25 protein-coding genes and 1 pseudogene are annotated in these 24,204 nt (G+C 37.3%); 3 read left to right on the forward strand and 23 right to left on the reverse strand.

What is annotated here, in order from left to right; genetic code table 11:
- Positions 1-12: 12 nt before the first annotated feature.
- From dltB to AB1I62_RS12355, 5 genes are all read right to left on the reverse strand, one after another.
- A complete protein-coding gene (dltB, locus tag AB1I62_RS12335; protein WP_002382500.1) occupies positions 13-1,218 on the reverse strand; it encodes a D-alanyl-lipoteichoic acid biosynthesis protein DltB in 1,206 nt (401 codons plus the stop codon).
- Complete coding sequence (dltA, locus tag AB1I62_RS12340; protein ID WP_048737868.1) at positions 1,215-2,735, reverse strand: D-alanine--poly(phosphoribitol) ligase subunit DltA; 1,521 nt, start codon at positions 2,733-2,735, stop codon at positions 1,215-1,217. The genes dltB and dltA overlap by 4 nt, the downstream gene beginning before the upstream one ends.
- A gap of 14 nt (positions 2,736-2,749) precedes the next feature.
- Entirely contained in the window at positions 2,750-2,899 is a 150-nt protein-coding gene (locus tag AB1I62_RS12345) for a teichoic acid D-Ala incorporation-associated protein DltX (protein ID WP_002356384.1), read from the reverse strand.
- A gap of 203 nt (positions 2,900-3,102) precedes the next feature.
- Positions 3,103-5,199, reverse strand: coding sequence for an ABC transporter permease (locus AB1I62_RS12350; RefSeq protein WP_002384061.1), 2,097 nt, complete (start codon positions 5,197-5,199; stop codon positions 3,103-3,105).
- Entirely contained in the window at positions 5,189-5,956 is a 768-nt protein-coding gene (locus AB1I62_RS12355; RefSeq protein WP_002356382.1) for an ABC transporter ATP-binding protein, read from the reverse strand. Before AB1I62_RS12355 ends, AB1I62_RS12350 begins: the two co-directional genes overlap by 11 nt.
- Before the next feature lie 405 nt (positions 5,957-6,361).
- Between AB1I62_RS12355 and nrdD the strand changes: the two genes are divergently transcribed.
- Together nrdD and nrdG are read left to right on the forward strand one after the other, a co-directional pair.
- A complete protein-coding gene (gene nrdD / locus AB1I62_RS12360) occupies positions 6,362-8,545 on the forward strand; it encodes an anaerobic ribonucleoside-triphosphate reductase (protein ID WP_002385686.1) in 2,184 nt (727 codons plus the stop codon).
- 32 nt (positions 8,546-8,577) lie between these two features.
- Entirely contained in the window at positions 8,578-9,174 is a 597-nt protein-coding gene (gene nrdG, locus AB1I62_RS12365; protein WP_002356379.1) for an anaerobic ribonucleoside-triphosphate reductase activating protein, read from the forward strand.
- A 44-nt stretch (positions 9,175-9,218) separates the two neighbouring features.
- On the opposite strand, the gene dinB is transcribed toward nrdG, so the two are convergent.
- Positions 9,219-10,334 carry a DNA polymerase IV gene (gene dinB / locus AB1I62_RS12370; protein ID WP_289876407.1) on the reverse strand — a complete coding sequence of 372 codons (1,116 nt, stop codon included), beginning with the start codon at positions 10,332-10,334 and terminating at the stop codon, positions 9,219-9,221.
- Positions 10,335-10,474: 140 nt separating this feature from the next.
- Between dinB and AB1I62_RS12375 the strand changes: the two are divergent.
- Positions 10,475-11,071, forward strand: a pseudogene (locus AB1I62_RS12375) (IS30 family transposase); the annotation flags it as partial.
- A 161-nt stretch (positions 11,072-11,232) separates the two neighbouring features.
- On the opposite strand, the gene AB1I62_RS12380 reads toward AB1I62_RS12375, so the two are convergent.
- The 17 genes from AB1I62_RS12380 to AB1I62_RS12460 all read right to left on the reverse strand — a co-directional run bounded on the left by AB1I62_RS12380 (position 11,233) and on the right by AB1I62_RS12460 (position 24,111).
- Positions 11,233-11,718 (reverse strand): immunity protein YezG family protein, encoded by a 486-nt coding sequence (locus AB1I62_RS12380; RefSeq protein WP_048737865.1) that lies wholly within the window; start codon positions 11,716-11,718, stop codon positions 11,233-11,235.
- Between the two features lie 16 nt (positions 11,719-11,734).
- Positions 11,735-13,405: a DNA/RNA non-specific endonuclease gene (locus AB1I62_RS12385; protein WP_048737863.1), complete on the reverse strand. Its 1,671-nt coding sequence runs from the start codon at positions 13,403-13,405 to the stop codon at positions 11,735-11,737.
- Positions 13,399-13,761 carry a hypothetical protein gene (locus AB1I62_RS12390; protein WP_010712770.1) on the reverse strand — a complete coding sequence of 121 codons (363 nt, stop codon included), beginning with the start codon at positions 13,759-13,761 and terminating at the stop codon, positions 13,399-13,401. The genes AB1I62_RS12385 and AB1I62_RS12390 overlap by 7 nt, the downstream gene beginning before the upstream one ends.
- A 2-nt stretch (positions 13,762-13,763) precedes the next feature.
- Positions 13,764-14,039 (reverse strand): TIGR04197 family type VII secretion effector, encoded by a 276-nt coding sequence (locus AB1I62_RS12395; RefSeq protein ID WP_010712771.1) that lies wholly within the window; start codon positions 14,037-14,039, stop codon positions 13,764-13,766.
- Between the two features lie 216 nt (positions 14,040-14,255).
- Positions 14,256-15,014: an iron export ABC transporter permease subunit FetB gene (gene fetB, locus AB1I62_RS12400; protein WP_002356377.1), complete on the reverse strand. Its 759-nt coding sequence runs from the start codon at positions 15,012-15,014 to the stop codon at positions 14,256-14,258.
- The gene (locus tag AB1I62_RS12405) at positions 14,998-15,660 is read right to left on the reverse strand and encodes an ATP-binding cassette domain-containing protein (protein WP_048737860.1); all 663 of its coding nucleotides are present in this window, start codon (positions 15,658-15,660) and stop codon (positions 14,998-15,000) included. Before AB1I62_RS12405 ends, fetB begins: the two co-directional genes overlap by 17 nt.
- Positions 15,661-15,674: 14 nt before the next feature.
- Positions 15,675-16,547, reverse strand: coding sequence for a 16S rRNA (cytidine(1402)-2'-O)-methyltransferase (gene rsmI / locus AB1I62_RS12410; RefSeq protein WP_002359438.1), 873 nt, complete (start codon positions 16,545-16,547; stop codon positions 15,675-15,677).
- A gap of 111 nt (positions 16,548-16,658) precedes the next feature.
- Positions 16,659-17,006, reverse strand: a complete 348-nt coding sequence (locus AB1I62_RS12415) for a DNA replication initiation control protein YabA (protein WP_002356372.1) — start codon at positions 17,004-17,006, stop codon at positions 16,659-16,661.
- Entirely contained in the window at positions 16,999-17,838 is an 840-nt protein-coding gene (locus tag AB1I62_RS12420; protein ID WP_002356371.1) for a stage 0 sporulation family protein, read from the reverse strand. Before AB1I62_RS12420 ends, AB1I62_RS12415 begins: the two co-directional genes overlap by 8 nt.
- Positions 17,839-17,954: 116 nt before the next feature.
- On the reverse strand, positions 17,955-18,905 hold the full coding sequence (gene holB / locus AB1I62_RS12425; RefSeq protein WP_002384059.1) for a DNA polymerase III subunit delta': 951 nt from the start codon (positions 18,903-18,905) through the stop codon (positions 17,955-17,957).
- Between the two features lies 1 nt (position 18,906).
- On the reverse strand, positions 18,907-19,236 hold the full coding sequence (locus AB1I62_RS12430; RefSeq protein ID WP_002356367.1) for a cyclic-di-AMP receptor: 330 nt from the start codon (positions 19,234-19,236) through the stop codon (positions 18,907-18,909).
- Between the two features lie 19 nt (positions 19,237-19,255).
- Positions 19,256-19,894, reverse strand: coding sequence for a dTMP kinase (gene tmk / locus AB1I62_RS12435; RefSeq protein ID WP_002356366.1), 639 nt, complete (start codon positions 19,892-19,894; stop codon positions 19,256-19,258).
- A 208-nt stretch (positions 19,895-20,102) separates the two neighbouring features.
- Positions 20,103-20,699, reverse strand: coding sequence for a recombination mediator RecR (gene recR / locus AB1I62_RS12440; protein ID WP_002356363.1), 597 nt, complete (start codon positions 20,697-20,699; stop codon positions 20,103-20,105).
- Between the two features lie 175 nt (positions 20,700-20,874).
- Positions 20,875-21,537 (reverse strand): thiaminase II, encoded by a 663-nt coding sequence (tenA, locus tag AB1I62_RS12445; RefSeq protein WP_048737859.1) that lies wholly within the window; start codon positions 21,535-21,537, stop codon positions 20,875-20,877.
- Between the two features lie 11 nt (positions 21,538-21,548).
- On the reverse strand, positions 21,549-22,202 hold the full coding sequence (locus AB1I62_RS12450) for a CbiQ family ECF transporter T component (RefSeq protein WP_002362491.1): 654 nt from the start codon (positions 22,200-22,202) through the stop codon (positions 21,549-21,551).
- Complete coding sequence (locus AB1I62_RS12455; protein ID WP_104874906.1) at positions 22,193-23,551, reverse strand: ABC transporter ATP-binding protein; 1,359 nt, start codon at positions 23,549-23,551, stop codon at positions 22,193-22,195. Before AB1I62_RS12455 ends, AB1I62_RS12450 begins: the two co-directional genes overlap by 10 nt.
- Positions 23,548-24,111 (reverse strand): ECF transporter S component, encoded by a 564-nt coding sequence (locus AB1I62_RS12460; RefSeq protein WP_002359429.1) that lies wholly within the window; start codon positions 24,109-24,111, stop codon positions 23,548-23,550. Before AB1I62_RS12460 ends, AB1I62_RS12455 begins: the two co-directional genes overlap by 4 nt.
- Positions 24,112-24,204 lie beyond the last annotated feature (93 nt).

Consider the following 24,204-nt stretch of genomic DNA (forward strand, 5'->3'; position numbering starts at 1 on the left):
TTTTATTTTTATTTATTTAAACCATAGTTTGTCTAAAAATCCTGAGAAAATCAGGAAGCTGACACAAACCGCTTGGAAAGTTAAAAAGACTGCAAATGCATGTGTAAATTTGTTTGATGGTATCTTGTCTTTATGTTTTTTCTTAAAACGTAGCCAAGCATCTGTCACACAAATTAGTGTTGCATGGTAGAGCCCATAAGCGATGTAGAACCACGTTAATCCATGCCAAATGCCCATGATTAAGAACAACGCAAAGTAACCAATATTAGAAGTCACGATCCGACTTTTAAAGACTTTCTTTTTCATTAAGAAAAACATTAAGCGCATGTAAATGTAATCACGGAACCAAAAAGATAAGGTCATGTGCCAACGATTCCAGAATTCTTTAATATTCCAACTTAGGAACGGTTTGTTAAAGTTCATTGGTGTATCATAGCCCATTAAATAACTTGTGCCAACGGCCAGTAAACTATAGCCTGCGAAATCAAAGAATAGATACAAACTGTAATTATACATATAGCCAACTGTCCACCAGGATAAACCGCCTTGTGCCAAGGCCATTTTTTCCACATGTGGTAAAAAGACACCACCAAGATAATGACTGATAATAAACTTATATAAAAATCCTAAAAATAAATAGAAAATTCCTTTTTCTAAAAAGTCTAAATATTTCTCCGCACTCGGCGGGTTTTTCAAATCTTTTTCAAAGCGCCGATAACGATCGATGGGTCCTGAAGAAATAGTCGGGAAAAACAAGAGAAACTGAATGTAACGAAACGGATGATATTCTTTCATTACGCCATCCCGTAAATCCATGACCACTTGGACCGCTTTAAAGGTTAAATAAGAAATCCCTAAAAAGCCAAGTAAGGTTGTTTTGCCTGTCATGAAGGGAGAAACTTTCACCCAAACAAGCGGTAATATAGCTAAAAAGACAGCCAGATAAAAGACCCAACCTGCATTTTTATTTTTTCGATAAGCCGCATAGCCCCACGTTAGTAATGTTTGATAAATAACATATACAATCAGAGCGACTCCTTGTTGCCAAAATTCGCCACCAAAACTGATATATAGAAAGACCAGTGTCACGAGTGTTTGGTACCAAGGCCAACGTGTCCCTTTAATGGCTAAAGTTAAAATCATCGGCAACAAGGCCGCAATTAGCAGAACAAAGTAATACGGCGCATTATAGGGAATCATATGAGGAAAATTCATCATGTGGCATTCACCTCATTCATCAACCCTTTCCGATCAATTTTACCATTACTTGTCAAAGGTAATTGTTCAACATATACAAATTTTTGCGGAATCATATAGTCCATTGTCAACGTGGCTAATTCTTGTTTAATTGCCTTAGTTAATTGAAAATCACTTGAAAATTCATGTGCTTTCGGAACGACATAGGCAATTAATTGTTGGACTTTATTTCCTTGATATTTCGGCACAACGACTGCTTGTTTCACGTAGGAAACATTCGTTAAGTGATGATCTACTTCTTCTAACTCAATGCGGTAGCCATGCAATTTAATTTGAAAATCTAAGCGTCCCTCATACTGCAATAGGTTATCGACTAACTTTCCAGCATCGCCTGTGCGATAAGCTGGTACGCCATCTAATTGGAAAAAAGCTTCAGCTGTTTTCGCAGGATTATTTAGATAGCCTTTGGAAACACTTGGTCCAGCAATGACGATTTCACCAATTTCACCTGCAGGTAATTTTGACATGCCTTCCATAATATAAATTTGCGTATCCTCTTTCACATACCCAATTGGTAAACGTTGGACACTTTTTAAAACTTCTTGAGTGATTTCAATGGCACTAATCGCTACAGTCGCTTCTGTCGGCCCATACGTATTATAAATATGCGCAGTTGGGAAACGAGCGGCTAATTTCTCAGCCGTTTGTTTTGGTAATTCTTCTCCACAGAATAAAAACGTGCACAGTGCTGGTAGATGTTCACCATCGAAGCTTGGTTCCATTAGACACAATTCAATAAAGGACGGTGTTGAAACCCAGACGTCGATTGTTAATTGTGGCAAACGCGTAAATAATTGTTTAAAATCGTTAATGATTTCATTGGGTAACGGAGTTAATGAGCCGCCTAACGCCAATGCGGGATAAATAGACATCACTGATAAATCAAACGAATAAGGTGCCTGTGCTAAAAAGCGGGCCCCTTCTTCTAAACCAAAATCTTGCAACAACCAATTCGTAAAGCTAACTAAATTATCATGGCTGATTTGCACACCCTTTGGTACGCCAGTTGTCCCTGAAGTGAAAATGATATAGTAATTACTTGCTCCTGTGACAGGTATTAACGCAGGCGCATGCCGAGGTGCATGCATCATCATTTCTGTTAATTCTTCCGCCGTAATTACTGGCACTTCGGTGGCTAACTCAGGCCATTCATGCACAGCAATCACTGCGGTTGGTTTGGCTACGTTTAGAATTAGTTCAATACGTTCTTTTGGTGTATGTGCATCAATGGGGATATAGCTAAAACCAGCTTTCGATGCGCCTAAAAAACTCACAATCATTTCAAAATCTAATTCTCCGTATACGACAATCGCTGACTTGTCCGTTTTCAGCTCAGCTAAATAAGCGGCTAGATTGTCTGACTTTTCTTTTAACTCTCCATACGTAGAGACTTTTTCTTCGGTTAAATAAACAGGACGTTGGGGTTCTTTACGTGCCCATTCATCAATCGTTTGAATCATATTAATTACTTTTTCCATGTATAGCCGCCTCCTTAAAACTCGTTATAAATGAAGGTTCCTCCATTGATATTCTTGTAATGATAAAGATAAATTAATGCAATGACAATGAAAGAATAAAATAACGTTTTACCGATGAATTTAAGACTTTCGTTATTGAGAATTTTCTGAAAAGTTGTTTTCATTATCATTCACCTCCTAAGGTTAATCGCTATCCATTATTTTATGCTATATTTCAGCAAAGTCCATTGAAATTTCTTACAATTTAATAAAAAAACTAACAATTTCGTCACTTCTTAAATTTTCATGATTTTCATAAACGGAACTCTCATAATTTTTTCGCATAAAGAAACTGTAAAAACCGCTTCACAACGGCTTTTACAGTTTTTTAAAAATGGATGTGTCGAATCATCCGCGCATAAATGGCAGACGTTAAAATATAAAAAATTAGATAAACAATTATTAAGATTCCACAAGAAAGATATACTAACAAATATCCTGGACTCTTAATAAATTGGCTTAGCAAATAAATGGCAAAGGTAGTATGCAAAATCCCAATGACCATCGGCGGAAAGAAAATCAAACTATTCTGTCGATAAATTTGCTTAGTTATCGCTTTACTAGAAACACCCATCCGTTTTAAAGTCACGTAATCTTGACGCTCACTTACAGCTGAAAACAGTTGTCGTAACATCAAAATACTGCCCGTAATAAACAACGCTAAAATCGCCACAAACATGGAGACATATAAAGTCAAGCCGTTAATTTTTCGTTCATAGCGTAAAGAGGCGTAGCGATCATTCATATTTAGCCGCCAAGTTTCTGTGACATCATCTTGCGTATTCTTTACCTCTTCGTTAGGCATTTGTTTGGCAAAACCACTCAACTGCTGGTTATTTTTTTCATACTTATACAAAATTGGCGCTTGCCATTCTGTGGCAATCTGTTTATTTACGGCTTCATAAAGTTTTTCACGGCTTTTCGTGTCAACATTTACGGCGTTAATCTGATACTGAATGGAATTTTTTGTCACTTTCTGATAAAGGGCATCGGAAACGACAATCGTTGGTAAGGAATATTGCAATAAAAAATTGCCTAGATAGTTAGGCAGCACTTGTTGCAGTTGTGCCTTCTCTCCTTCAACAAATTGCAGTTTCGATTCATAACGAGACATACCACTTAAAATATTGGTAAAGCTATCCATATAGATAACACTTTGGTCATTTTTTAAATGTAAATCGTTTAAATAAGGATTAATTTTTTGATAGTTACGGTAGTTGGAGAAAGATAAAACATTAACTGCTTCAATCGTTTCTTGTTCCTCTTGCGCTTGACCAATTCGCAAACTGCGTTCAATTCCAGTAATTTTATAAGAAAGTGTCACTTCATTTTTTATTTTGGTGTCCTTCGCTTCATCAAGAACTTTCTTCAATTTAGGATAGCTTTCCTGTGAAACTAAAAAGTCCACGGGGCCATCACTGTTGACCGTGTGCATACTAATCGTATACACAAAAACCATCACGCCAATCCCACTCAAGGCTGTCGCAATTAATAAGGTCAAACCAGTGAGTGTTTTGCTACTTTTAAATAAGTAGCGTTTGGCATTGCCTAAAGTAATCATGCGTAAATCTTGGTAATACCATTTTTTTCTATGATTAAATAAGCGAATGATAAAATACATGGTATAACGGAAAAATAAATAAGTTCCCACCACACATAGACCCAAAATGATAAAAGGCGTCAATGTAATAATCATCGGAATCGAGATATCCAATGAATCATTTAATTGTTTATACACAATACCTGTCGCTAAATTCCGAAAATCAAACGCAATAAAATAACCAGCCAGTAAACAAATAGGTCCTAAAATACCTAGAAACTGCCGCCGTTTCGTTAAACGACTATAATTAATTTGACCAATTTTTTCTTGGTGCATAAGCTGCGACAATGGATAACGATAAATCATCCAAATACTTCTTAAGCAGACAATCAAAATCATAAATGCAAAAGCTACACCGGTTTCAATAACGGAACGCCAAGAAATATAGAAGAAACTGGGGACTTCTAAAAACATAACTTTGGCTAAAATCATTGAAAACAACTTGGTGAAAATCACTCCTAAAATAATCCCATTAATTAGTGAAACAAAGCCTAAAACTAAATTTTCCACTAAAAAAATTAGTGAAACTTGGCTCTTTCTCAAGCCAATTAATCGATACAAGCCAATTTCTTGGCTACGTTTGCCTATAAAAAAGCGATTTGCTGCCAACATAAAGCCCAAAATAATAATCGTGACTAAGGTACTACCGAGTCCTAAAGATCGCTTAATTTCGATATCACGGCCTGCACCTGCGACAAGAGGCTGGTTGTAAGCAATCGCACGGAAACAATAATAAACGACCGCTGCAAAAGTCATACTAATGTAATAAACCAGATAGTTAGGTACATGAGCTTTTAAATTTTTTAATGATAGTTTAAAAATCATTTGCGCGCCCGCCTCCACCAATCGTTGCTTGCATATCTATCACACGATTAAAAAATTCCTTACGTGATCCTTGACGAACAACTTCTGAGAAAATCGCACCGTCTTTAATGAATAAGATGCGATTGCAAAAACTGGCCGTGTACGGGTCATGTGTCACCATCAAAATTGTGGCATCATCATGTAGATTAATTTCAGCTAAATATTTCAACAATTCTGTTGCTGATTTTGAATCCAGCGAGCCAGTTGGTTCATCTGCAAAAATAATTTTAGGGTTCGTAATCAAAGCACGAGCAGCTGCTACCCTTTGTTTTTGTCCCACAGATATCTCTGGTGGATAAGCAGATAAAAGCTCCTGAATCCCCAAAATCGAAGTCACATGTAACAAACGTTTATCCATTTCTTCTAATGAAACTTTTTCTACAGCTAAAGGCAACAGAATATTGTCCTTCACATTTAACGTATCAATTAGGTTAAACGATTGAAAAATAAACCCCATTTCGTTTCTTCGAAAATCACTTAATTGATTATCTCGCATTTTTAAAATATCTTGTCCGGCGATGCGCACGATTCCTGCGGTTGGCAAAATAATCGAGGATAAGACATTCAACAGTGTCGATTTCCCAGCACCGCTGGGACCCATAATCCCCACAAATTCGCCTTCATCAACGGTAAACGAAATATTATCTAATACTTCTGTTTTATTATTTAAACGACCATATGTCTTGCTGACATGGTTTACTTCTACAATTTTTTTCATTTTTCTCGCTCCAACGTTTTGTTATTACTCTTATTTTACCAAGAAAAAATCTGAATGAACATCGTTTTATCTTACAATATCGTTCGGTAGTCAAAGAATAATTGGCATTTCGTGAATAAATCCGCAAACAATTATTATTTAATAATTGTTATTTTTTAGTGTTGCTTTTAGCAATTTGGCAAAAAACTCTTTGCTGTTTTTTAATTTGGACAAAGAATTTTTTTCACGCAAAAAAATTTGCTCAATCCTTTTCTTCATTTGTTTTCATATTTTTTCAAAACAGCACAAGCACAATATATAGTGTTTGTCTAGTGATATTTTACTAAAAATACGCAATATATCGATTGAATTTAGCCGACCTTTGTATTAGGATAGTTACTAACGAGATATAAGGAGCTGGATAAAATGATGAAGATTACTGATGAAAAAGCCGAGGATGTTAATCTCTCAACAATTAAAGTCGTCAAACGAGATGGTCGTTTAGTGACTTTCGATGATCAAAAAATATACGATGCTTTGATCAAAGCTGAACAAAAAATACATGACCAAGTCACTCCTTTGACACATCAAAAAGTCCAATCGATTGTTGCCGATGTCAATCGAGAAATTGCCGAACGTTTTACCAATAACGTAAAAATTTATGAAATTCAAAATATTGTGGAACATACTCTGCTATCCAACAACGAATATGCCTTAGCCGAAGAATACATTCATTACAGAACCCAACGTGATTTTGAGCGTAGTAAAGCGACTGATATTAATGTATCTATCGGCAAATTAATTAATAAAGATCAGACTGTCGTGAACGAAAATGCCAACAAAGACAGTGACGTTTTTAATACGCAACGTGATCTAACCGCTGGGATTGTTGGAAAATCAATTGGTTTAAAGATGTTGCCTTCACACGTGGCTAATGCCCATCAAAAAGGCGACATTCATTACCACGATTTAGATTATCATCCATATACTCCCATGACAAACTGCTGTTTAATTGATTTTAAAGGCATGCTAAACAATGGCTTTAAAATTGGGAACGCTGATGTCGAATCACCAAAATCAATTCAAACGGCCACTGCACAAATTTCTCAAATTATTGCCAATGTAGCTTCCAGTCAATATGGTGGTTGCTCTGCCGATCGGATTGATGAATTATTAGCGCCTTTTGCGGAACGTAATTATGAAAAACATTTAGCAGATGCGCAAGAATGGATTGAAGGAGAAGAACGCCAAAAAGCATTCGCTCGGAAGAAAACGAAAAAAGATATTTTTGATGCCATGCAAAGTCTTGAGTATGAAATTAATACCTTATTTACTTCCAATGGACAAACCCCTTTTACTTCTCTGGGATTTGGTTTAGGTACCAACTGGTTTGAGCGAGAAATTCAACGGGCGATTTTACAAATCCGAATTAATGGTTTAGGGATTGAAAAACGAACAGCTATTTTCCCAAAACTGATTTTCACAATTAAGCGCGGCGTCAATGCGCAACCTACTGATCCAAACTACGATATTAAACAACTGGCACTGGAATGCGCAACGAAACGCATGTATCCTGATGTTTTAAACTATGATAAAATCGTTGAACTAACAGGTAGTTTTAAGGTACCAATGGGCTGTCGTTCCTTTTTACAAGGCTGGAAAGACGAACAAGGTGAAGAAGTAAATGTTGGCCGAATGAATTTAGGCGTTGTGACCTTGAACTTACCAAGAATCGCTTTAGAAGCGCAAGGAAGCCAAGAAAAGTTCTGGCAAATTTTAAATGAACGTTTGGCGATCGTTAAAGATGCTTTGGTTTATCGGGTTGAACGTGTTAAAGAAGCTAAACCAGCGAATGCGCCGATTTTATACATGTATGGTGCATTTGGAAAACGTTTAGCTACACAGGATGCCGTAGATGAACTGTTTAAAAACAAACGTGCCACGGTTTCACTTGGCTATATTGGCTTGTATGAAGTGGCTTCTGCCTTTTACGGCGGTGCTTGGGAGGACAATCAAGAGGCCAAAAACTTTACACTGGATATTTTAAAAGAACTGAAAAAAAATGCCGACAACTGGGGCAATGAATACGGCTATCATTTTAGTGTCTACTCTACACCGAGCGAAAGCTTGACTGACCGTTTTTGCCGTTTAGATACTGAAAAATTTGGCATCGTCGAAAATATTACAGATAAAGAATATTACACAAATAGTTTCCATTATGATGTACGCAAAAATCCAACGCCTTTTGAAAAACTTGATTTTGAAAAGGATTATCCAAAATACTGTTCTGGTGGTTTTATCCACTACTGTGAATACCCCATGTTACAGCAAAATCCCAAAGCACTTGAAGCTGTCTGGGATTACGCTTATGACAAAGTTGGCTATTTAGGAACCAATACGCCAATTGATCATTGTTATGCCTGTGGTTTTGAAGGGGACTTCCATCCAACTGAACGTGGCTTTGAATGTCCAGAATGTGGCAATCATGATCCTAAGACTTGTGATGTCGTTAAACGGACTTGTGGTTATTTAGGTAACCCGCAAGCTCGCCCAATGGTACATGGTCGTCACAAAGAAATTTCCTCTCGTGTTAAACATTTAAAAAATTAAACTCGATTATTCTATAGAAAGAAGTTTTGCTGATGCGTAATCCGAAACCACAAGAATGGAAAACCGAAGACTACAGCCAAAAAAAGATTGCCGATTACAAAGCGTTCAACTTTGTTGATGGCGAAGGTGTACGCAATAGTTTATATGTGAGTGGCTGTCTCTTTGCTTGTGAAGGTTGTTTTAACAAAGCTGTCCAAAATTTCAATTACGGTACGCCGTTTACAGAATCTTTAATGAATCAAATTATTGAAGATTTGTCCCATGACTATGTCCAAGGTTTGACTCTTTTGGGTGGTGAACCTTTTCTGAATACAGATGTTTGTCTTAGTGTAGTCAAACGTGTGCGGGAAACATTTGGCTCAGCCAAAGATATCTGGTCTTGGTCTGGGTATACCTTTGAAGAACTACTTTTAGAAACGCCTGATAAGCTTGAACTACTCCATTCAATTGACATTTTAGTTGATGGGCGCTTTGAACTGGCAAAACGTAATTTAAATTTACAATTTCGTGGCAGTAGTAATCAACGGATTATTGATGTACCCAAATCACTTGCTGCTGGCAAAGCTGTTATTTGGGAAAAATGTCATGACGCCGAAACGTCTTATGAACAAATCAAAAAATCAATTTAAAAAAGTTAGCCCTTTAGCCATCTCTTGAGGATGTGTCTAAAGGGCTAACTTTTTTCCCATAAAGGTAAAACAATGTTTTCATACGCTAGTGGATCTAAATTCGTTAAAGTAATGCCTAATAAACGGATTCCTTGTTCTAAACCTAAAATATCTTCCCAAATTAAATTCGCTTGATAGAAAAGGTCTTCTTTTTTAGAAATATATTCAGGTAATGTCACACGTTTCGTAATCGTCGTATAGTCAGTATAACGAACTTTCAGGACTACTGTTTTGCCATGTTTTTGCACTCGTTGCAATGCATGCTCAACACCTGCTGCTAATTGTCTCAATTGAGCCGTAACCTGCTCTTCCGTCGTTAAAGGGGTGCCGTAAGTATGTTCCTTGCCTACCGACTTACGATCTCTAGTCACTTGAACTGGCGCATCATGGATACCACGGACTTTACGATACAATGAATAACCCATTTTACCGAATAACCGAATCAACGTCATCTCATCTTGCTTGTATAAATCTGCTCCAGTAAAAATCCCTAGTTCATGCATTTTAGGCACTGTTTTTTTGCCGATTCCGTGAAAATCTTCAATCGGTAATGCTTTCAAAAAATCTTCGGCCTCTTCTGGTAAGACAACCGTCAGGCCCTTTGGTTTCTGGAAATCTGATGCTAACTTGGCTAAAAACTTATTGTAACTAACACCTGCCGAGCAAGTTAACTGCAATTCATGCCAAATATCATATTGGATCATTTTCGCAATTTTAATAGCCGACTTACTGTTGACCTTATTTTCAGTTACATCTAAATACGCTTCGTCAATAGATACCGGTTCAATCACATCTGTATAGCGGCGAAAAATTTCACGGATTTCTTGAGAAATTTCACTATATTTCTGATAATTACCTGGCTTAAAAATGGCACTTGGACATAGTTCATACGCCTTTTGAGCACTCATAGCCGAGTGAATACCGTACTGTCGAGCAATATAATTCGCTGTGGTCACCACTCCTTTGCCCCCAGTATCACTTGGATGGCGCGCAATAACTAACGGATGTCCTACTAGCTCTGGATGATCTCGTTCTTCAACTGAAGCAAAAAACGCGTCCATATCTATATGTATAATTTTTCTCGACGTATCTTTTTTTAAGGGAAAACGTAATTCGCTCATCATTTTGATTCGCCTCCTCCCTCCATTATATACGAACGTCCGTTCTTTTTCAAATAACAGATTTACAATTTAAGTGCAACACAAAAATCATAGATAAAATTCTTGTCTAATGGTGTAGACTAACACGAGCATTTGGGGGAATTTTATCTAGGAATTTATATACACATCTTACTACACAAAAGCGAGAGATAATATTTTTATATCATAGTTTTGGTTTTTCTTTCAGAAAAATAGGTCGGTTAATCAAATGGTCGCCCTCAACAGTTACGAGGGAAATTAAACGACATTCCGCAAAAATAAAACCGTATTCTCCTTCTTTAGCGCAGAAAACTTATCAAAAAAACAAACAAAAATGTGGTAGAAAACGTGTCTTGGATACTTCTCCGCTTAAAGAAACGGTTTGTAAACTTTTCCTAGAAGATCAATGGTCTCCTGAACAAATAGCGAATAGAATTAAAATGGAAAAACATACAACGATTAGCTACAATACTATTTACCATTCCATTTATCGTGGTTTGTTTAATAAAGGATTCACTAAAGACAGTCGTGGTATTCGTAGAAAACTTAGACGAAAAGGAAAAACTAGAAGCAAACGATTAGAGGAAGGCCGTGGAAAATTCAATGATACTCCTACAATACATGAGTATCCACTTGAAGCTGAGAATAGAAAGAACTTAGATCATTGGGAAGCCAACACAGTTATTGGTGCAAAAGGAAGAGCCTGTTTCGTTACATTAGATTAAAAATAATAAAATTTAACATTTTATAAAACTACGAAATAAGTACTAAAAAATATCATTTTACATCAAAAAACTCTCTTTTAGTTTGACTGAAAGAGAGTTTTTTATTCGATTAAATAAAAAAATATTTTAAATATCGAAATAGAAAAAATGAAATTCTATTCAAATCCAAATTCCAATGGTGGATTTTCTACCTCTTTTTTTACTTCCTCATACCAAGCCATGAAAATATCTGAACTATGAAGATCATCAGTGTTAGAATACTGTAAATCATATTTATATTCCATTTTTAAATGTTCACTTTTTATATCATATACTAACTTAAATTGGGTAGGAACAGGTTTATCATATTTTTCAAATACTCTTTCTAGCTTCTGCAAACATTCTAATCCTGCATCTAAAGTGGCTAATTGTTCATCATCAGATACATCATATTTTTTTTCATTGTTTTCAAGAGCATCGTTTACTTTACTCATAAAAACAATTTTATTGTTAATTTGATAAAATACATTAAAAGAAAGTACTCCTTCTTCAATCGAAGCATATAAATAAATTTTATCAGCTCTTCCTTCAATGTACTGAAAGGCACTATCAACCATATCAACTTGTAAATCTGTTATTTTATCTTCGAATATTTTAGTCATATATATTCTCCTAAAATTAATTTGTATTTTTTATAATTTCATTGGTCCAATTACCATCAATTTTGTAATCAATTTTATATGTTGATGGTCTGAAAGAATTTCCTTCATAATTAATTTTCACTTTTACAAATACTTCTTTTCCTTCCTGGAGCGCCTTCTTCCAGATTCGTTCTAATCGTCCATATTCTTTCAAATTTACGTTTTTAGCTTGCGACAATAGATTGTTTAATTCTGGAGAACCGCCAAACATATCTGCAAAAATATGTCCCGCATGGTCATCAGGTTGTTTATCTGGTGTATTCGGATTGTGTCGTTTTCTACCTTGATGTGTCTTGAGTTTCAAGTTAGCATCTGCATTTGAAACCCTTCCCAACTCATCTGTCTTATACCCATAATCATGTTCCCCTGATTTGTATTCATTATTCGGTTTCAAATCTTTATGCTGCTGTCCATAATTCCGTGCAAAGCTATAGCTCACCGAAGAAGTCGCCACACCCATTTTCCGAATAGCGTCTGTGACAGTAATGGCTCCTGCGCCCATAGTTGTGGCACCCGCCACCATTCCTGCTTGGCTGACACCAACAGCTGCCAGCGTTCCGCCAGAGAAATACGTGCCTACCAAGTCCAAACCAGTAATCCCTAAGCCAGTTAAAGTTGTCACTACGCCTGTTGCCAGTTGCAACAATGAGTCATTCAATGATTCCCATTGTTTTTTGTCTAGTTCTTTGTTGGCTTGCTCGGTCAATTCCTTGTCATTCTTGCCATTTTTCAGGATAATCACGCCATTACCTGCACCAAAATTAACCGGCATCACTCGTAAAATGTTGCCTTTATCATCAAACAATAACAGCTGATTCAGTTCTTGAATGGCTTTGTCCCATTGCTTCACAGGAACGTTTTTTAACGCTTCCTGCATAATCTCTTGATAATATTTCTGGGCTTCTACAGGCAAGTTTAACTCAACCATACCTTTGGTTAACGCAATTTGTTTCTGTTCATCAGTGACACTTTGTTTTTTCACGGAAGTAAACCAAGAATGATCAAAACCAACTGGTAATGTATACTTTCCTGTGGCTGAATCCACTTTGGTACCATTAAGTATTTGAATGGATTGTGTCACGATTTTCAATTGTTGTAAACTATTTTCAAAAAGCAAAGCGGTTTGATGGTCAAATTGTTTGAGTCCATTTAGCTTTTGTTCGGCTTCTCTCAACTTGTCCAGTAAGGCAACTTTGGCATTATGGAGACGTTGTGTGTCCATATGAATGGCGTAAAGAAGCGGTTTCGCCAGTTCGCCAATCAAAGAAGATTCCAATTGTCTCGCCATGTCAATTTGATAATCAATGGTTCGAAGCTGACGTTGTAGCGAACGAATCAATTCTTGTTGCAGTTCTGAATCAATCAGCGACCAGCGTTCCACCGCCATTTCAGCATGACGATATCTTGCTAAATCCTGTTCTAACGATTGAATGGCTTGATCAGCTCGTTTGATTGTGGGAATAATGACTTGTTCAAAAAGTCCTTTACCAGCGGTATACGCAGCTCCTGAAAGTTGTTTGCCATCCACTGACTGAACCAAATGTTGACTGCCTTGATTTAACTTTATGGTCAATTCCCGTGCTTGTTGAATTGTGGTTTTCATACTTGAAACCAGCGCTTGCGAATCTGCTCGAACATATCTTACCATGGCATTTGCCCTCGCTCTCTGAACAACGCTTCACGGTCATCAGCTAATTTCAGTTTTAATGAGCGATAGTGTTGAACAAGTGTCTGTTGCTGACTCTGACAGGAATTTCTAACATCACGAGTAACCGCTTGCAAAAAATCGCTCATTTTCTGAGCGTCTTCATCACCTAATGAATGTAGTTGTTGAAAAATATCCGTGTACTTAGCTTCTTCTCTTTTTAATTCTTGAACCGTGCGCTCTAATTGTTCCATTTGCTGACGTTCTTCACGGCGTAACGTCTCTTCCTGTTCTTCCACTTGGGCAATTTTTCTTGTGATTGTGGCGTGGAGTTCATCGTTTCTCTCTTTTTCACTCATATCTATTTGTCACCTCCAAACTGCTTTGCAGATTGTTGGTCACGATAAGTAATTTTTTCAGCAATTTGGGGGAATTTCTCGGCTTGTTTCCAGACACAATTGGCTAAATCTGTTAAGTTTGTTAAAGCTTGAGCATTTACTTGTTTGCCTTTGGTCATTCCTGAAACTGTACTTCCTGAAAAGGTCACCTTTGGGGCTTCTAAATGTTCGTTGATACCAGTCAACTTTGAGACAGCACTTTGGGCTGAACTCGTACTTGAAACAATCTTTCCTTTCATAATGGTTCTCCTTTATTAAATTTATTTCACTTGAAATTTAAGCTACTTTCATTTTACTAAACTTTGGTAATGAAAGAAACAAAAAGAGAATAATTATGACCTTTTTACGATAAAGTGTTGCACTTAATTTGACAATTGGAGATTGAAACTTCTTTATTTCAACCAGAAAAAGCTGAAAATCCGTGAAGTTATAAACACAGATTTCCAGCTTTTTAATTAAACGACCAATTGTTTTTGTTGATTATAGTAGCCTTTATAGGCAAGATAAGTTGCAATCACTGAACCAATACTTGTTGCTGATAGCAACATAAAAGTCACCATAATCTGATATTTTATCGCATGGACCGGATCAACGCCCGCAAAAATCAAGCCTGACATCATCCCAGGCAAACTAACAATTCCGACAGTTTTGGCAGAATCAATCGTCGGCGCCATCCCGGTTTTCACACTTTGTTGGATGATTGGTAAAGAGGCGAGTTTGATAGTTGCACCTAATGCTAGTTTCTCCATTACCGCTTGCCGTTGGTTTTGAAAAAGAGTATCTAAATTGCGATAGCATAAACCAATTGCCACCATCGAATTGCTGGCAATCATCCCACTGATAGGAATGATTTGAGAAGGAATAAATTTAATAGAACCAGAAAAAATCAAAATACCAATGGTAATTCCTGTACTACAACCAATCGCAATGAAAGAAATCAAAAAGCCCTTTTGTAATTGCTGGCTGCGTTTTTTTGCATTAAAGGCTGCGTTGGAAACAATCACCAAAACCATGATGAGCGTTAAAATCAGGTTATTGACTTGAAAAACATATTTTAATAAATAGCCGACTGCGACTAATTGAATGACTGCTCGAATCACACTAATAATAATATCTTTGGTAAAACCTAATTTTTCTTTAGTACTAATAATTAATGCGACCACCACTAGCATGGCTGAAAAAAATAAGGATAAATTATTAACTGCTAAATCCATCTGTCGGCGCCACCTTTCCTGCTACAATACGAATCACTTGCTGTGCTTGCTGAATTTCTTCGGTATCATGCGTGACACGAACCAGCGTGACTCCTTGCTCTTTGTTTAATTGGTTTAACAATTGATTGACAATCTGTTTGCTTTCTTCATCTAATCCCGTTGTAACTTCGTCTAATAATAAAACATCTGGTACAAAAATAATGTTTCGTAGCAAAGCAACCCGTTGTCGCTCACCACCAGAGAGTTCGGCTATTTTCTTTTCAAGATAAGCAGCGGGCAATTTCACTTGTTGGAGCAATGCCACGACTTTTTCCTGATTAAACGCTTCTTGTCTGACGGTAAATGGAAATAATAAATTATCATACACGGTTTCACCAAATAAAGTTGGCTGCTGAAAACAATAAGAAACCTTTTGGCGGTATGTTTCGATTGGTATTGTAGTAATTGGCGCTTCTTGATAAAAAATTTCGCCTTCTGTAGGACTTAATAATGAAGATATAATTTTTAAAAATGTACTTTTCCCGCTACCTGAAGGACCAACAATTGTTGTATTGCTGCCTGTTTCAAATGACAAATCAATATCAGAAAGAATGCTACGACCATTTACTTGATAAGACACGCCTTCTGCTCGCAATAAATTACTCATGTTTCTCTCCTTTTTTAAATGGAATGATATTCTTTATATACTTCTTGTTTTTTTACATTTCTCAATTTGGCCACTTCTTTGATTGCCTCTTTTGAACTCCGTCCCTCTTCCTCCATTAAAACTTGTACATGTTCTTTGAGGGAAATAGCTGGCATTGCTGCTATTGTCTCTTTCTCACCAGTAAATCCGCTAACTAATAAACAACACTCGCCTTTTAGCGTATTTTCTGCTAAATATTCTGTTAGTTCTCCTAAGGTACCACGCAAATACTCTTCATGAAGTTTCGTTAATTCTCGACAAATCACAGCGGGACGTTCTTGACCATAGACTTCAGCAAACGTTGCGACCGTTTTAGCAATCCGATAGGGGGACTCATAAAAAATCTGTGTCGGCCGCTCTTCTTTTAATGCTGATAACACGTCTTTCTGTTCTTTTTTCTTTCTTGGTAAAAAACCATAAAACGTAAATGGCTGTGGTAAAAGACCCGAGGCAATCAAAGCGGTCATTCCTGCCGTAGGTCCTGGCAAGGCAATCACTGCCAGTTCTTCTTCAAGACATGCTGTAACCAATTCATGGCCAGGATCACTAATTGAAGGCATACCTGCATCGCTAACTTGGGCAATCGTTTCACCATTCAGCAATCGTGTAATCAGTTGAGGAATTCGCTCTTTGTAATTATGTTCGTGTAAACTAATTTGTGGTGTTGTAATCTCAAAATGATTTAGCAATTTTTGTGTGTTTCTTGTGTCCTCACTAGCAATTACCGTTGCTTCTTTCAATATGTTTAAACAACGAATACTCATATCTTCTAAATTGCCGATCGGTGTTGGGACAAGATACAATTTTCCTTTTGTTGTTTGCTTATCAAAACTTTTCTGTTTTTGCATAGCGCATCCCTCATTTTCCTTTTTCGTTCTATAAATAGATAAAGGTTTGATTTGACAATCGATTGACTGTCAAACCAAACCTTTCCTTTTTATTTGCAGTGTCCACTAGACTTAACGCGTACGTTCCCCATAAATAACATCAAGACAAAAGGCACATTCTTCATCATTTTCACGTCTTGAACCATATAAAATATTACAGACATGGAAGCCCTCTTCATAAAGTTTTTCCAAATTCATACGTGATTTTGATAGCTCTTGTTTTTCAGTTTCAGTTGTATTTCCTGCTAACTTATTCAGTTCTTGGAGATGCTCCCGTAAGCGTTGGTTTTCGATTTCCAACGTGGTATTTTTTTCTACCAACTCATGGAGTGCTGCTTTAATTTCTCTTAATTGTGTCACGGAACTGTCTAAATCAGTTTCCAACGAATTTAATCCATCATAGAGCGAACGTTTATCCATTTTGATCACCTTTTTCAGCAGCAACTTTCGCAGTAGCTTCTTTGATTTCTTCGTAATCATAATCCGCTGCGATTTCACGACCATGCAGACGAACTTTGACAATCCGACTTAATAGATTCAACCCGACGACTTTGCCTTTGCCATCTGGTGTTATTACTTCTTTTCCATAATCTGGTAATTCTTTTTTAGCGGCTTCATATTCGTCGTTTTCATATTTCAAACAACACATTAAGCGGCCACATAATCCCGAAATTTTGACAGGATTTAAAGATAACCCTTGATCTTTAGCCATTTTGATTGAAACTGGCATAAAATCTCCTAGAAATGTTGAGCAACATAGTTGTCTGCCACAAGGGCCAATGCCACCTAATATTTTCGCTTCATCTCGGACACCAATTTGACGTAACTCAATTCGCGTCCGGAAAATAGCCGCTAAGTCTTTGACTAATTCACGAAAATCAATTCGCCCATCTGCCGTAAAGTAAAAAATCATTTTGCTACGATCGAAGGTATATTCTACTCGCACTAATTTCATTTTTAAGTCATGAGCTCGAATTTTTTCATTGGCAATGCTTTTGGCAGCTTCTGCATCAGCCAAATTTTTTTGTTCTTTTTCTAAATCATTGGCTGTTGCTTTATTTAAAATGGGTTTTAGGTCCTCTGGTAAATCGTCTGAATCGACTGTTTTTTTAGGAATAGCAACAGTAGCTAATTGTTTTGACTGTTGAGATTCAACGAGTACTTTCTCATTATAAATATACTCAGATTTTCCAGGAGCAAAATAATAGATATGACCGGCTTCACGGAAGCGAACTCCTACTACTTCTACCATTTTATTCCTCCTAATCTAGTTCAAGTGAACGTCGCTTCAATCGGTTAAGAAACTTGCTGAAACAACTAAGTTCCTACTATATTATGAAACTGAATGCCACTTGGCACTTTTTTCCTTTATGATTTAGGGTGAATCATTTGGATAACTAATTGTTCACAAACATTTTGCCAACTAACATTGGCAGTCCATTTTTGGCGTGCTTTCAAAATTAGCGCCAACCGTTCCGCCTGCTCTTCCGTTACTTTTTTGGCTTGCTGTGTCGCAACACTTTCTTCCAATAATTGACGGTAATAAACCATGAGCAAGTCAAAGCTAAGCGCTTGTTGTTCTTTTTCCTTAAATACTTTGACCATTTTCTTCTGAACGTAGATAAACGCCTGTAAATCATTACTTTTTAGATAATTAAACCATTGCAAAATGATTTCCCTAGCTTCATTAAACCATTCATCTTGAGAGATTTCAACTGCTTTCTCAAAACTATTTGTCAGCTCAGCTAAAAGGGTTGCAGTCTTTTCACCAATCCCCTGTTTGATTAAGCGATCAATTAATGTTTTTTTGACTAATGGTTGAAAATGTAAGGTTTGGCATCGTGATTGAATCGTTGGTAAAATTCGAGAAAGCGAAGTGGTTTCTAAAATAGCTAAAATTTGTCCTTCTGGTTCTTCTAAAAATTTTAAGAGACTATTGGCTGCGCCGGTACTCATTTTATCTGCTTCTTGAATTAAGAAAACTTTTTTAGCAGTCTCGACCCCACTTTTAGAAAACTCCGCTTTTAATTCACGGATTTGGTTCACTTTGATGGTTTGCCCATCTGGCGCAATTCTTAAAACATCTGGATGTTCATTTTCATTAATCCGCACACAATTATGGCATTCGTTACAAGGCTGTTGATTTACTAAATTCGTACAAAAGACATGTTTCGCCATCCATAAGCCAAATTCTTGTTTTCCAGTTCCTGTATCTCCTTCAAAAAGATAAGCATGGGCAAGACGACCATGCTCAAAACTTTTTTGGAGTTGCTTGTACAGCAAAGGTTGCATTTGCTGTAGCTGTTGTGCTTCATTCATCTTAATATTGATGGAATCCTTCAACTGGTAAGACGAAGCAAGTAGCGCCGCCTACTTCAACTTCCACAGGATAAGGAATTTGGCCATCCATTGTGATATCTAAAGTCACAGGTGTTGAAACATATTGTTTTCTTGATTGACATGTTTCTTTAATTAAAGCTAATGTTTCGTCGACACGTTCATCATCAATCCCAATAATAAATGTGCTGTTTCCCGCTTTTAAGAATCCACCTGTTGAGGATAATTTTGTAGCACGAATATTGGCATCAATAAATTCGTTGGCTAATCGGTTACTATCTTTGTCTTGTACAATGGCTAAAATAATCTTCATGGTCTACACCTTCCTATAATTAAAAGTTTTCTGGATAACGTTCAATAATCGCCTGATACGTTGCTTCTACGACAAGTTCTAAACTCATCCGTGCATCAATCTTTTTGATACGTTGTGGATTTTCTTCTGCTAATTTCAAATATTCATGACGAACACGTTGATGAAATTCTAATCCTTCTGAATCTAAGCGATCAATTTGCTGTGTTCGATTTTCTTGAATCCGCCGTAAGCCAGTATCTGAGTCAACGTCTAAATAAATTGTAAAATCTGGTGAGACACCTTCTGTCGCAAACGCATTAATTGAAGCAATGGGGGCAATCCCAATTCTACGCCCAGCGCCTTGGTAGGCTAATGAGCTGTCAACAAAACGATCACATAGGACTAAATGACCTGCTTCCAAAGCTGGCAAGATTTTTTCCACTAAATGTTGACGACGAGCAGCTGCGTAAAGTAAAGCTTCTGTTCGCTCATCCATTCTGTCATTTCTTGGATCTAAAATAACTGTTCGAATCTTTTCGGCAATCGGTATGCCGCCTGGTTCTCTTGTAGTGACAATTTTTCGTTTTGACTCTTTAGCTAATCTTTCAGAAACTTCCTTCAAAACACTGGTTTTGCCAGCGCCATCTGGACCTTCAAATGTGATAAAAATACCCTGCACGTGCGAAAACTCCAATCAATTTTTACTTGTATCTATTATACTTCATCTTGCTCTATCAGTCTAATTGAAATCCTTATGTCCTATTTAAAGTGATGCATCCGCTGAAAAAAAGAAACTGAAAAAGAAGTACGGGAAAGCTTGAACTGCGACATTTTCTCACAGAAACGACCTACTTCGATTTCAACTTCTTTTTCCAACGATGTTTCTTTTAAATTTCTCGACGTCCTTCGACTGCTTTTAGCAAGGTTATTTCGTCTGCATATTCAATATCGCTGCCGACAGACAAGCCGTGTGCCAAACGAGTAACGGTGATTCCAGCTGGTTTAATGAGCCGTGATAAATACATCGCCGTCGCTTCTCCTTCAGTGGTAGCGTTGGTTGCTATAATGACCTCTTTCACTTCATCATCGTGCAATCGTTTGATCAAAGAGGCAATATTAATATCTTCTGGTCCTGTTCCTTCCATCGGTGAAAGAACCCCGTGGAGTACGTGATACAAGCCTTGATATTCACGCATTTTTTCCATTGCCATAACGTCTTTTGGTTCTTCCACTACTAAAATAATACTACGGTCACGATTTTTATCTTGGCAAATTTCACAAGGATCTTCTTCAGTAATATTTCCGCAAATACTACAGAAATGGAGATCTCTCTTGACACTAATTAGCGCTTTTGCAAAAGCATTAGCATCTTCTTCTTTCATATCAATTGTATAAAAAGCAAGCCGTGTCGCTGTTTTTTGACCAATTCCTGGTAATTTCATATAACTTTCAATCAATTTTGCAATCGGTTCTGGATAATTCATGAGGCTTCTACAGTCCTTTCTTAGCAAGGCGTTTCTGTTATTACTAAACGAGTTATAACAGATTTTGCGTCACTGAATATCTTATCACGCCCTGTCAAAAAAGCAACTGACAATTACTGCTTTCTAATACAAAAACAAGTCGTTAGTTACGAGCACTAAACGACTTGCTTTTGTATTAACCAATCCAGGTTTCGTGTGTATAGGCCATTTCCCAAAAAGCGTATTCCATCTCACTGCTGATAACAAAAGCGGTGATCATAGCTGCTTGTTCTTGTGGTGAACTTTCTTCATATAATTGGTCTAACAGTTGGCGTTCCTCTTGGACGTGTTGGTACGCTTCCTCCCCAGCATAGGTTTCAATCCAACGTTGGTACAGTGGCTCTGGTGAGTGTTGTTTGACTAACTGTGCACCAATTTCTTGATAGAGCCAAGAACAAGGCAACATACTTGCTGCGGCCGTCTTAGGCGTTCCTTCAATAAGTTGGCGATACATATGAGAAACATAGTGATAAGCGGTTGGTGCAATCGGTGTCGCTGCAACTTCTTCTTCCGTAATCGCTAGTTCTTCAAAAAAAGTTTCACGAATAGCTAATTCGCCCAACGCGAGATTTTCCGCATTTGTTAAGAGTAATTTTTTCAATCGAGGTTGTTGCGTTTGTGCCGCAATCAAGCGATAAAGTTGACTAAAGTGTTTTAAATAGTAATGATCTTGAATTAAATAGTAGCGAAAAATCATTGGACTCAAGGTTCCTTCATGTAACTCTGTGATAAAAGGATGCTGAAAACTTCCTTGCCAAGAAGCTTGCGCTTGATCTTTGGCTTGTTCTGTAAATGTCATAGGTTTCTCCTTTACGTTAGAAAAATAAACAAATTTGTAAAAATGATGATCAAAATAGCAAGCCCAAGACTGACTTTTGCTGACACAAAATGCTCTTTTCGACTTCTGGTGGCTCCTTCTTCATAGCCATGGGCAGACATTGCTTCCGTATATTTATCTCGCCAAGAAACAGCAACGAGCAGTGTTTTAACATAAAGCATCGGCGACCAAAAATGAAACGTTTTGCCACGGAGTAGGCTTGCTTCTTTTAAATCATTAATTTCTCTTTTCACTTCCGGTAAGGCGTGAACCACCACTAAAATTCCATAAACAAAGTTTGGTGCTAGCCCCTTTTGTTCCAATAACAACAATAATTCTTCAAAATCAACGCCTACAGCAAAAGCTAGTCCTAAACCGGCAAAGGCATACGTTCGACTAAACAAAAGCCAGGCTTGTTGACTACTCGTACCATGCAAATAAATAGACCAAAACGTCCCGATTGCTGGTAAAAGTGGCAAGAAAAATAACCAAAGCAGTAAGCGGGATTTTCGCTGGCCTATTAAAAAAATGACACAACCCATAAAAACCGCCAAATTTGCCAAAATTGACTGAGAAAAAGATAATTCAAAGGTCAAAATAAGAATCAAAGAAGCATAAATTGCTGCATTTGTTTGCTTTATTTGCATGTGGTTCCCTCCTGCCAGATAATCAGTTGTTGCTGCAGCAATTCTATTCGGTAATTGCTCACGCCAGAGAGAGGTTCTAGCCGATGCGTGACGATTAGAAAATCTTGTTGCGCACTTTTTTCTTTGATCCATTCAACAAAATAATTGCATGCTCGCTCATCTAATCCAGCAAAAGGTTCATCTAAAAGTAAACAGTCCAAATCTAAGCTCAGCAAACTAATTAATTGCACCATCTTTTTTTGCCCTTCACTTAGTTGAAAAACACTGTGCTCTAGTTTTTCTTTTAAACCTAAAAAAGTTAAGGCTTCCTCTTGTTTTCTTCTTTTTTCTGCTGTCATGTTCTGACCAAACAAAAGCTCTTCTCGTAAAGTCAACGTGACAAACTGACGATTGGCTTGTTGCACCGCTAATGTCATGTGTTGATACAATTTTTTTGAAGCCCGCAAGCGGCGGCCCGCCAAGAACATTTTTCCTTGATATTTTTGTCTCTGAACGATGGCTTTTAATAAGGTGGATTTTCCCGCCCCATTTGGCCCCGTCAACGTGGTAATTCCTTTAAACAAAAGCGCTTCTTTTTCTTCAAGTAGCACTCGTTTTCCCTGAGACAAACGAAAATTTTTCAATTGGAGCATTGGTTGTTTTACCACAGAATTTGTGAGCTGAAATGTCTGCGGTTTTGTTTTGATAAACGTCAACGGTTGTTTTTCAAACTGGCCGTTTTTCAACGTGACGACTTGGTCCACAACATCAGCGTAATCGTTGAAATCGTGGTCGCACACCAAAATCGTTTTGCCTGCTTGATGGAGTCTTGCTAAAATTTGAATAAATTGTTTTCGAGAGGTTGGATCAATACTTGCAAAAGGTTCATCTAATAAAAGAATATCTGGGTTCATTGCTAGCAGAACTGTCAACGCCGCTTTTTGTTTTTCACCACCAGATAACGTCGCTAATTCTCGTGTGAATAAGGTTTGAGTCTGAACAAGTTGAAGCGCTGTTTGGATTTTTCGGTTCATTTCTTCAGGCGAGATTCCTAAATTTTCTAAAGCAAAAATCAGTTCTCGTTCCAAGGTTTTCATTGTAAATTGTTGACTGGGGTTTTGAAACAGCATGCCAATTTTTTGCGCCTTTTCACGAGTTGATAATTGTCGGCGTTCCATTCCTTCAATCAAAATTTCTCCTTGATAGTCAAGCGAAGCAAATCCGGCAATCAATCGTAAGAGCGTTGATTTTCCACTACCACTATCGCCAATTAATAAGGAAAACGTTCCTTGAGGAATTGCTAAATTTGTCTTTTCAAACAAGGGTTGTTCTCGTGAAAAGGACACAGCTTTTAATTGGATACTATTCATTTTGCCTTCACAGCTAACCCTTGCGCAGACTGATACATTCGTAAAATAACTTTCGTTAAGAAAATACCAAAGAAACAAATAGAAACGAACCGAACGCTAATTAAAGCAATGTTCATCCCCAGACCGTAATTGCCATAACCAAACTTAAAGTATTCATACACATAACTAAAAATAGTCGTCCCAATCGCACTATAAAATAACGTTAGTGTATCGTACCGTTTGTAGCGTGTCACAAAAAAGCCACTTTCACTACCTAGACCTTGAATCACACCAGAAATTAATACACTAGGTCCGAAATACGAACCATAAAGCATTTCTGCCAAAGCGGCTAAAACTTCCGCCAAAACAGCACTTCCCGCTCGTGGAATCAGCATCGCTGCAATTGGTGCCACCATGGTCCACATTCCAAATAAAAGCTCATTGGCAAATGGACTCAGTCCTAATGGTAACAGCGCAGCATTCAATAACGCATAGAGGAACCCTGCCCCCATAAAAACACCGCCAAACAAAAAGGCTAAAAAAGCGAGTAAGACGACTTGTTGCAATGACCATTTTTTCAATAAAAAAACTCCTTTCTCTTAACAAAAAGCAAAAGGAGTGACTTAAATAAACCCTGATAAAAGAAAACACACTCATCCTAGGACAGAATGAGT

The sequence above is a fragment of the Enterococcus sp. AN402 genome (assembly GCF_040719405.1).
Classification (GTDB): Bacteria; Bacillota; Bacilli; order Lactobacillales; family Enterococcaceae; genus Enterococcus; species Enterococcus faecalis.

What these genes read in the sequence shown, in the direction of transcription:
- dltB (WP_002382500.1), bottom strand. Translation starts at nt 1,218, where the DNA reads ATGATGAATTTTCCTCATATGATTCCCTATAATGCGCCGTATTACTTT.
- dltA (WP_048737868.1), bottom strand. Translation starts at nt 2,735, where the DNA reads ATGGAAAAAGTAATTAATATGATTCAAACGATTGATGAATGGGCACGT.
- AB1I62_RS12345 (WP_002356384.1), bottom strand. Translation starts at nt 2,899, where the DNA reads ATGAAAACAACTTTTCAGAAAATTCTCAATAACGAAAGTCTTAAATTC.
- AB1I62_RS12350 (WP_002384061.1), bottom strand. Translation starts at nt 5,199, where the DNA reads ATGATTTTTAAACTATCATTAAAAAATTTAAAAGCTCATGTACCTAAC.
- AB1I62_RS12355 (WP_002356382.1), bottom strand. Translation starts at nt 5,956, where the DNA reads ATGAAAAAAATTGTAGAAGTAAACCATGTCAGCAAGACATATGGTCGT.
- nrdD (WP_002385686.1), top strand. Translation starts at nt 6,362, where the DNA reads ATGATGAAGATTACTGATGAAAAAGCCGAGGATGTTAATCTCTCAACA.
- nrdG (WP_002356379.1), top strand. Translation starts at nt 8,578, where the DNA reads ATGCGTAATCCGAAACCACAAGAATGGAAAACCGAAGACTACAGCCAA.
- dinB (WP_289876407.1), bottom strand. Translation starts at nt 10,334, where the DNA reads ATGAGCGAATTACGTTTTCCCTTAAAAAAAGATACGTCGAGAAAAATT.
- AB1I62_RS12380 (WP_048737865.1), bottom strand. Translation starts at nt 11,718, where the DNA reads ATGACTAAAATATTCGAAGATAAAATAACAGATTTACAAGTTGATATG.
- AB1I62_RS12385 (WP_048737863.1), bottom strand. Translation starts at nt 13,405, where the DNA reads ATGGTAAGATATGTTCGAGCAGATTCGCAAGCGCTGGTTTCAAGTATG.
- AB1I62_RS12390 (WP_010712770.1), bottom strand. Translation starts at nt 13,761, where the DNA reads ATGAGTGAAAAAGAGAGAAACGATGAACTCCACGCCACAATCACAAGA.
- AB1I62_RS12395 (WP_010712771.1), bottom strand. Translation starts at nt 14,039, where the DNA reads ATGAAAGGAAAGATTGTTTCAAGTACGAGTTCAGCCCAAAGTGCTGTC.
- fetB (WP_002356377.1), bottom strand. Translation starts at nt 15,014, where the DNA reads ATGGATTTAGCAGTTAATAATTTATCCTTATTTTTTTCAGCCATGCTA.
- AB1I62_RS12405 (WP_048737860.1), bottom strand. Translation starts at nt 15,660, where the DNA reads ATGAGTAATTTATTGCGAGCAGAAGGCGTGTCTTATCAAGTAAATGGT.
- rsmI (WP_002359438.1), bottom strand. Translation starts at nt 16,547, where the DNA reads ATGCAAAAACAGAAAAGTTTTGATAAGCAAACAACAAAAGGAAAATTG.
- AB1I62_RS12415 (WP_002356372.1), bottom strand. Translation starts at nt 17,006, where the DNA reads ATGGATAAACGTTCGCTCTATGATGGATTAAATTCGTTGGAAACTGAT.
- AB1I62_RS12420 (WP_002356371.1), bottom strand. Translation starts at nt 17,838, where the DNA reads ATGGTAGAAGTAGTAGGAGTTCGCTTCCGTGAAGCCGGTCATATCTAT.
- holB (WP_002384059.1), bottom strand. Translation starts at nt 18,905, where the DNA reads ATGAATGAAGCACAACAGCTACAGCAAATGCAACCTTTGCTGTACAAG.
- AB1I62_RS12430 (WP_002356367.1), bottom strand. Translation starts at nt 19,236, where the DNA reads ATGAAGATTATTTTAGCCATTGTACAAGACAAAGATAGTAACCGATTA.
- recR (WP_002356363.1), bottom strand. Translation starts at nt 20,699, where the DNA reads ATGAATTATCCAGAACCGATTGCAAAATTGATTGAAAGTTATATGAAA.
- tenA (WP_048737859.1), bottom strand. Translation starts at nt 21,537, where the DNA reads ATGACATTTACAGAACAAGCCAAAGATCAAGCGCAAGCTTCTTGGCAA.
- AB1I62_RS12450 (WP_002362491.1), bottom strand. Translation starts at nt 22,202, where the DNA reads ATGCAAATAAAGCAAACAAATGCAGCAATTTATGCTTCTTTGATTCTT.
- AB1I62_RS12455 (WP_104874906.1), bottom strand. Translation starts at nt 23,551, where the DNA reads ATGAATAGTATCCAATTAAAAGCTGTGTCCTTTTCACGAGAACAACCC.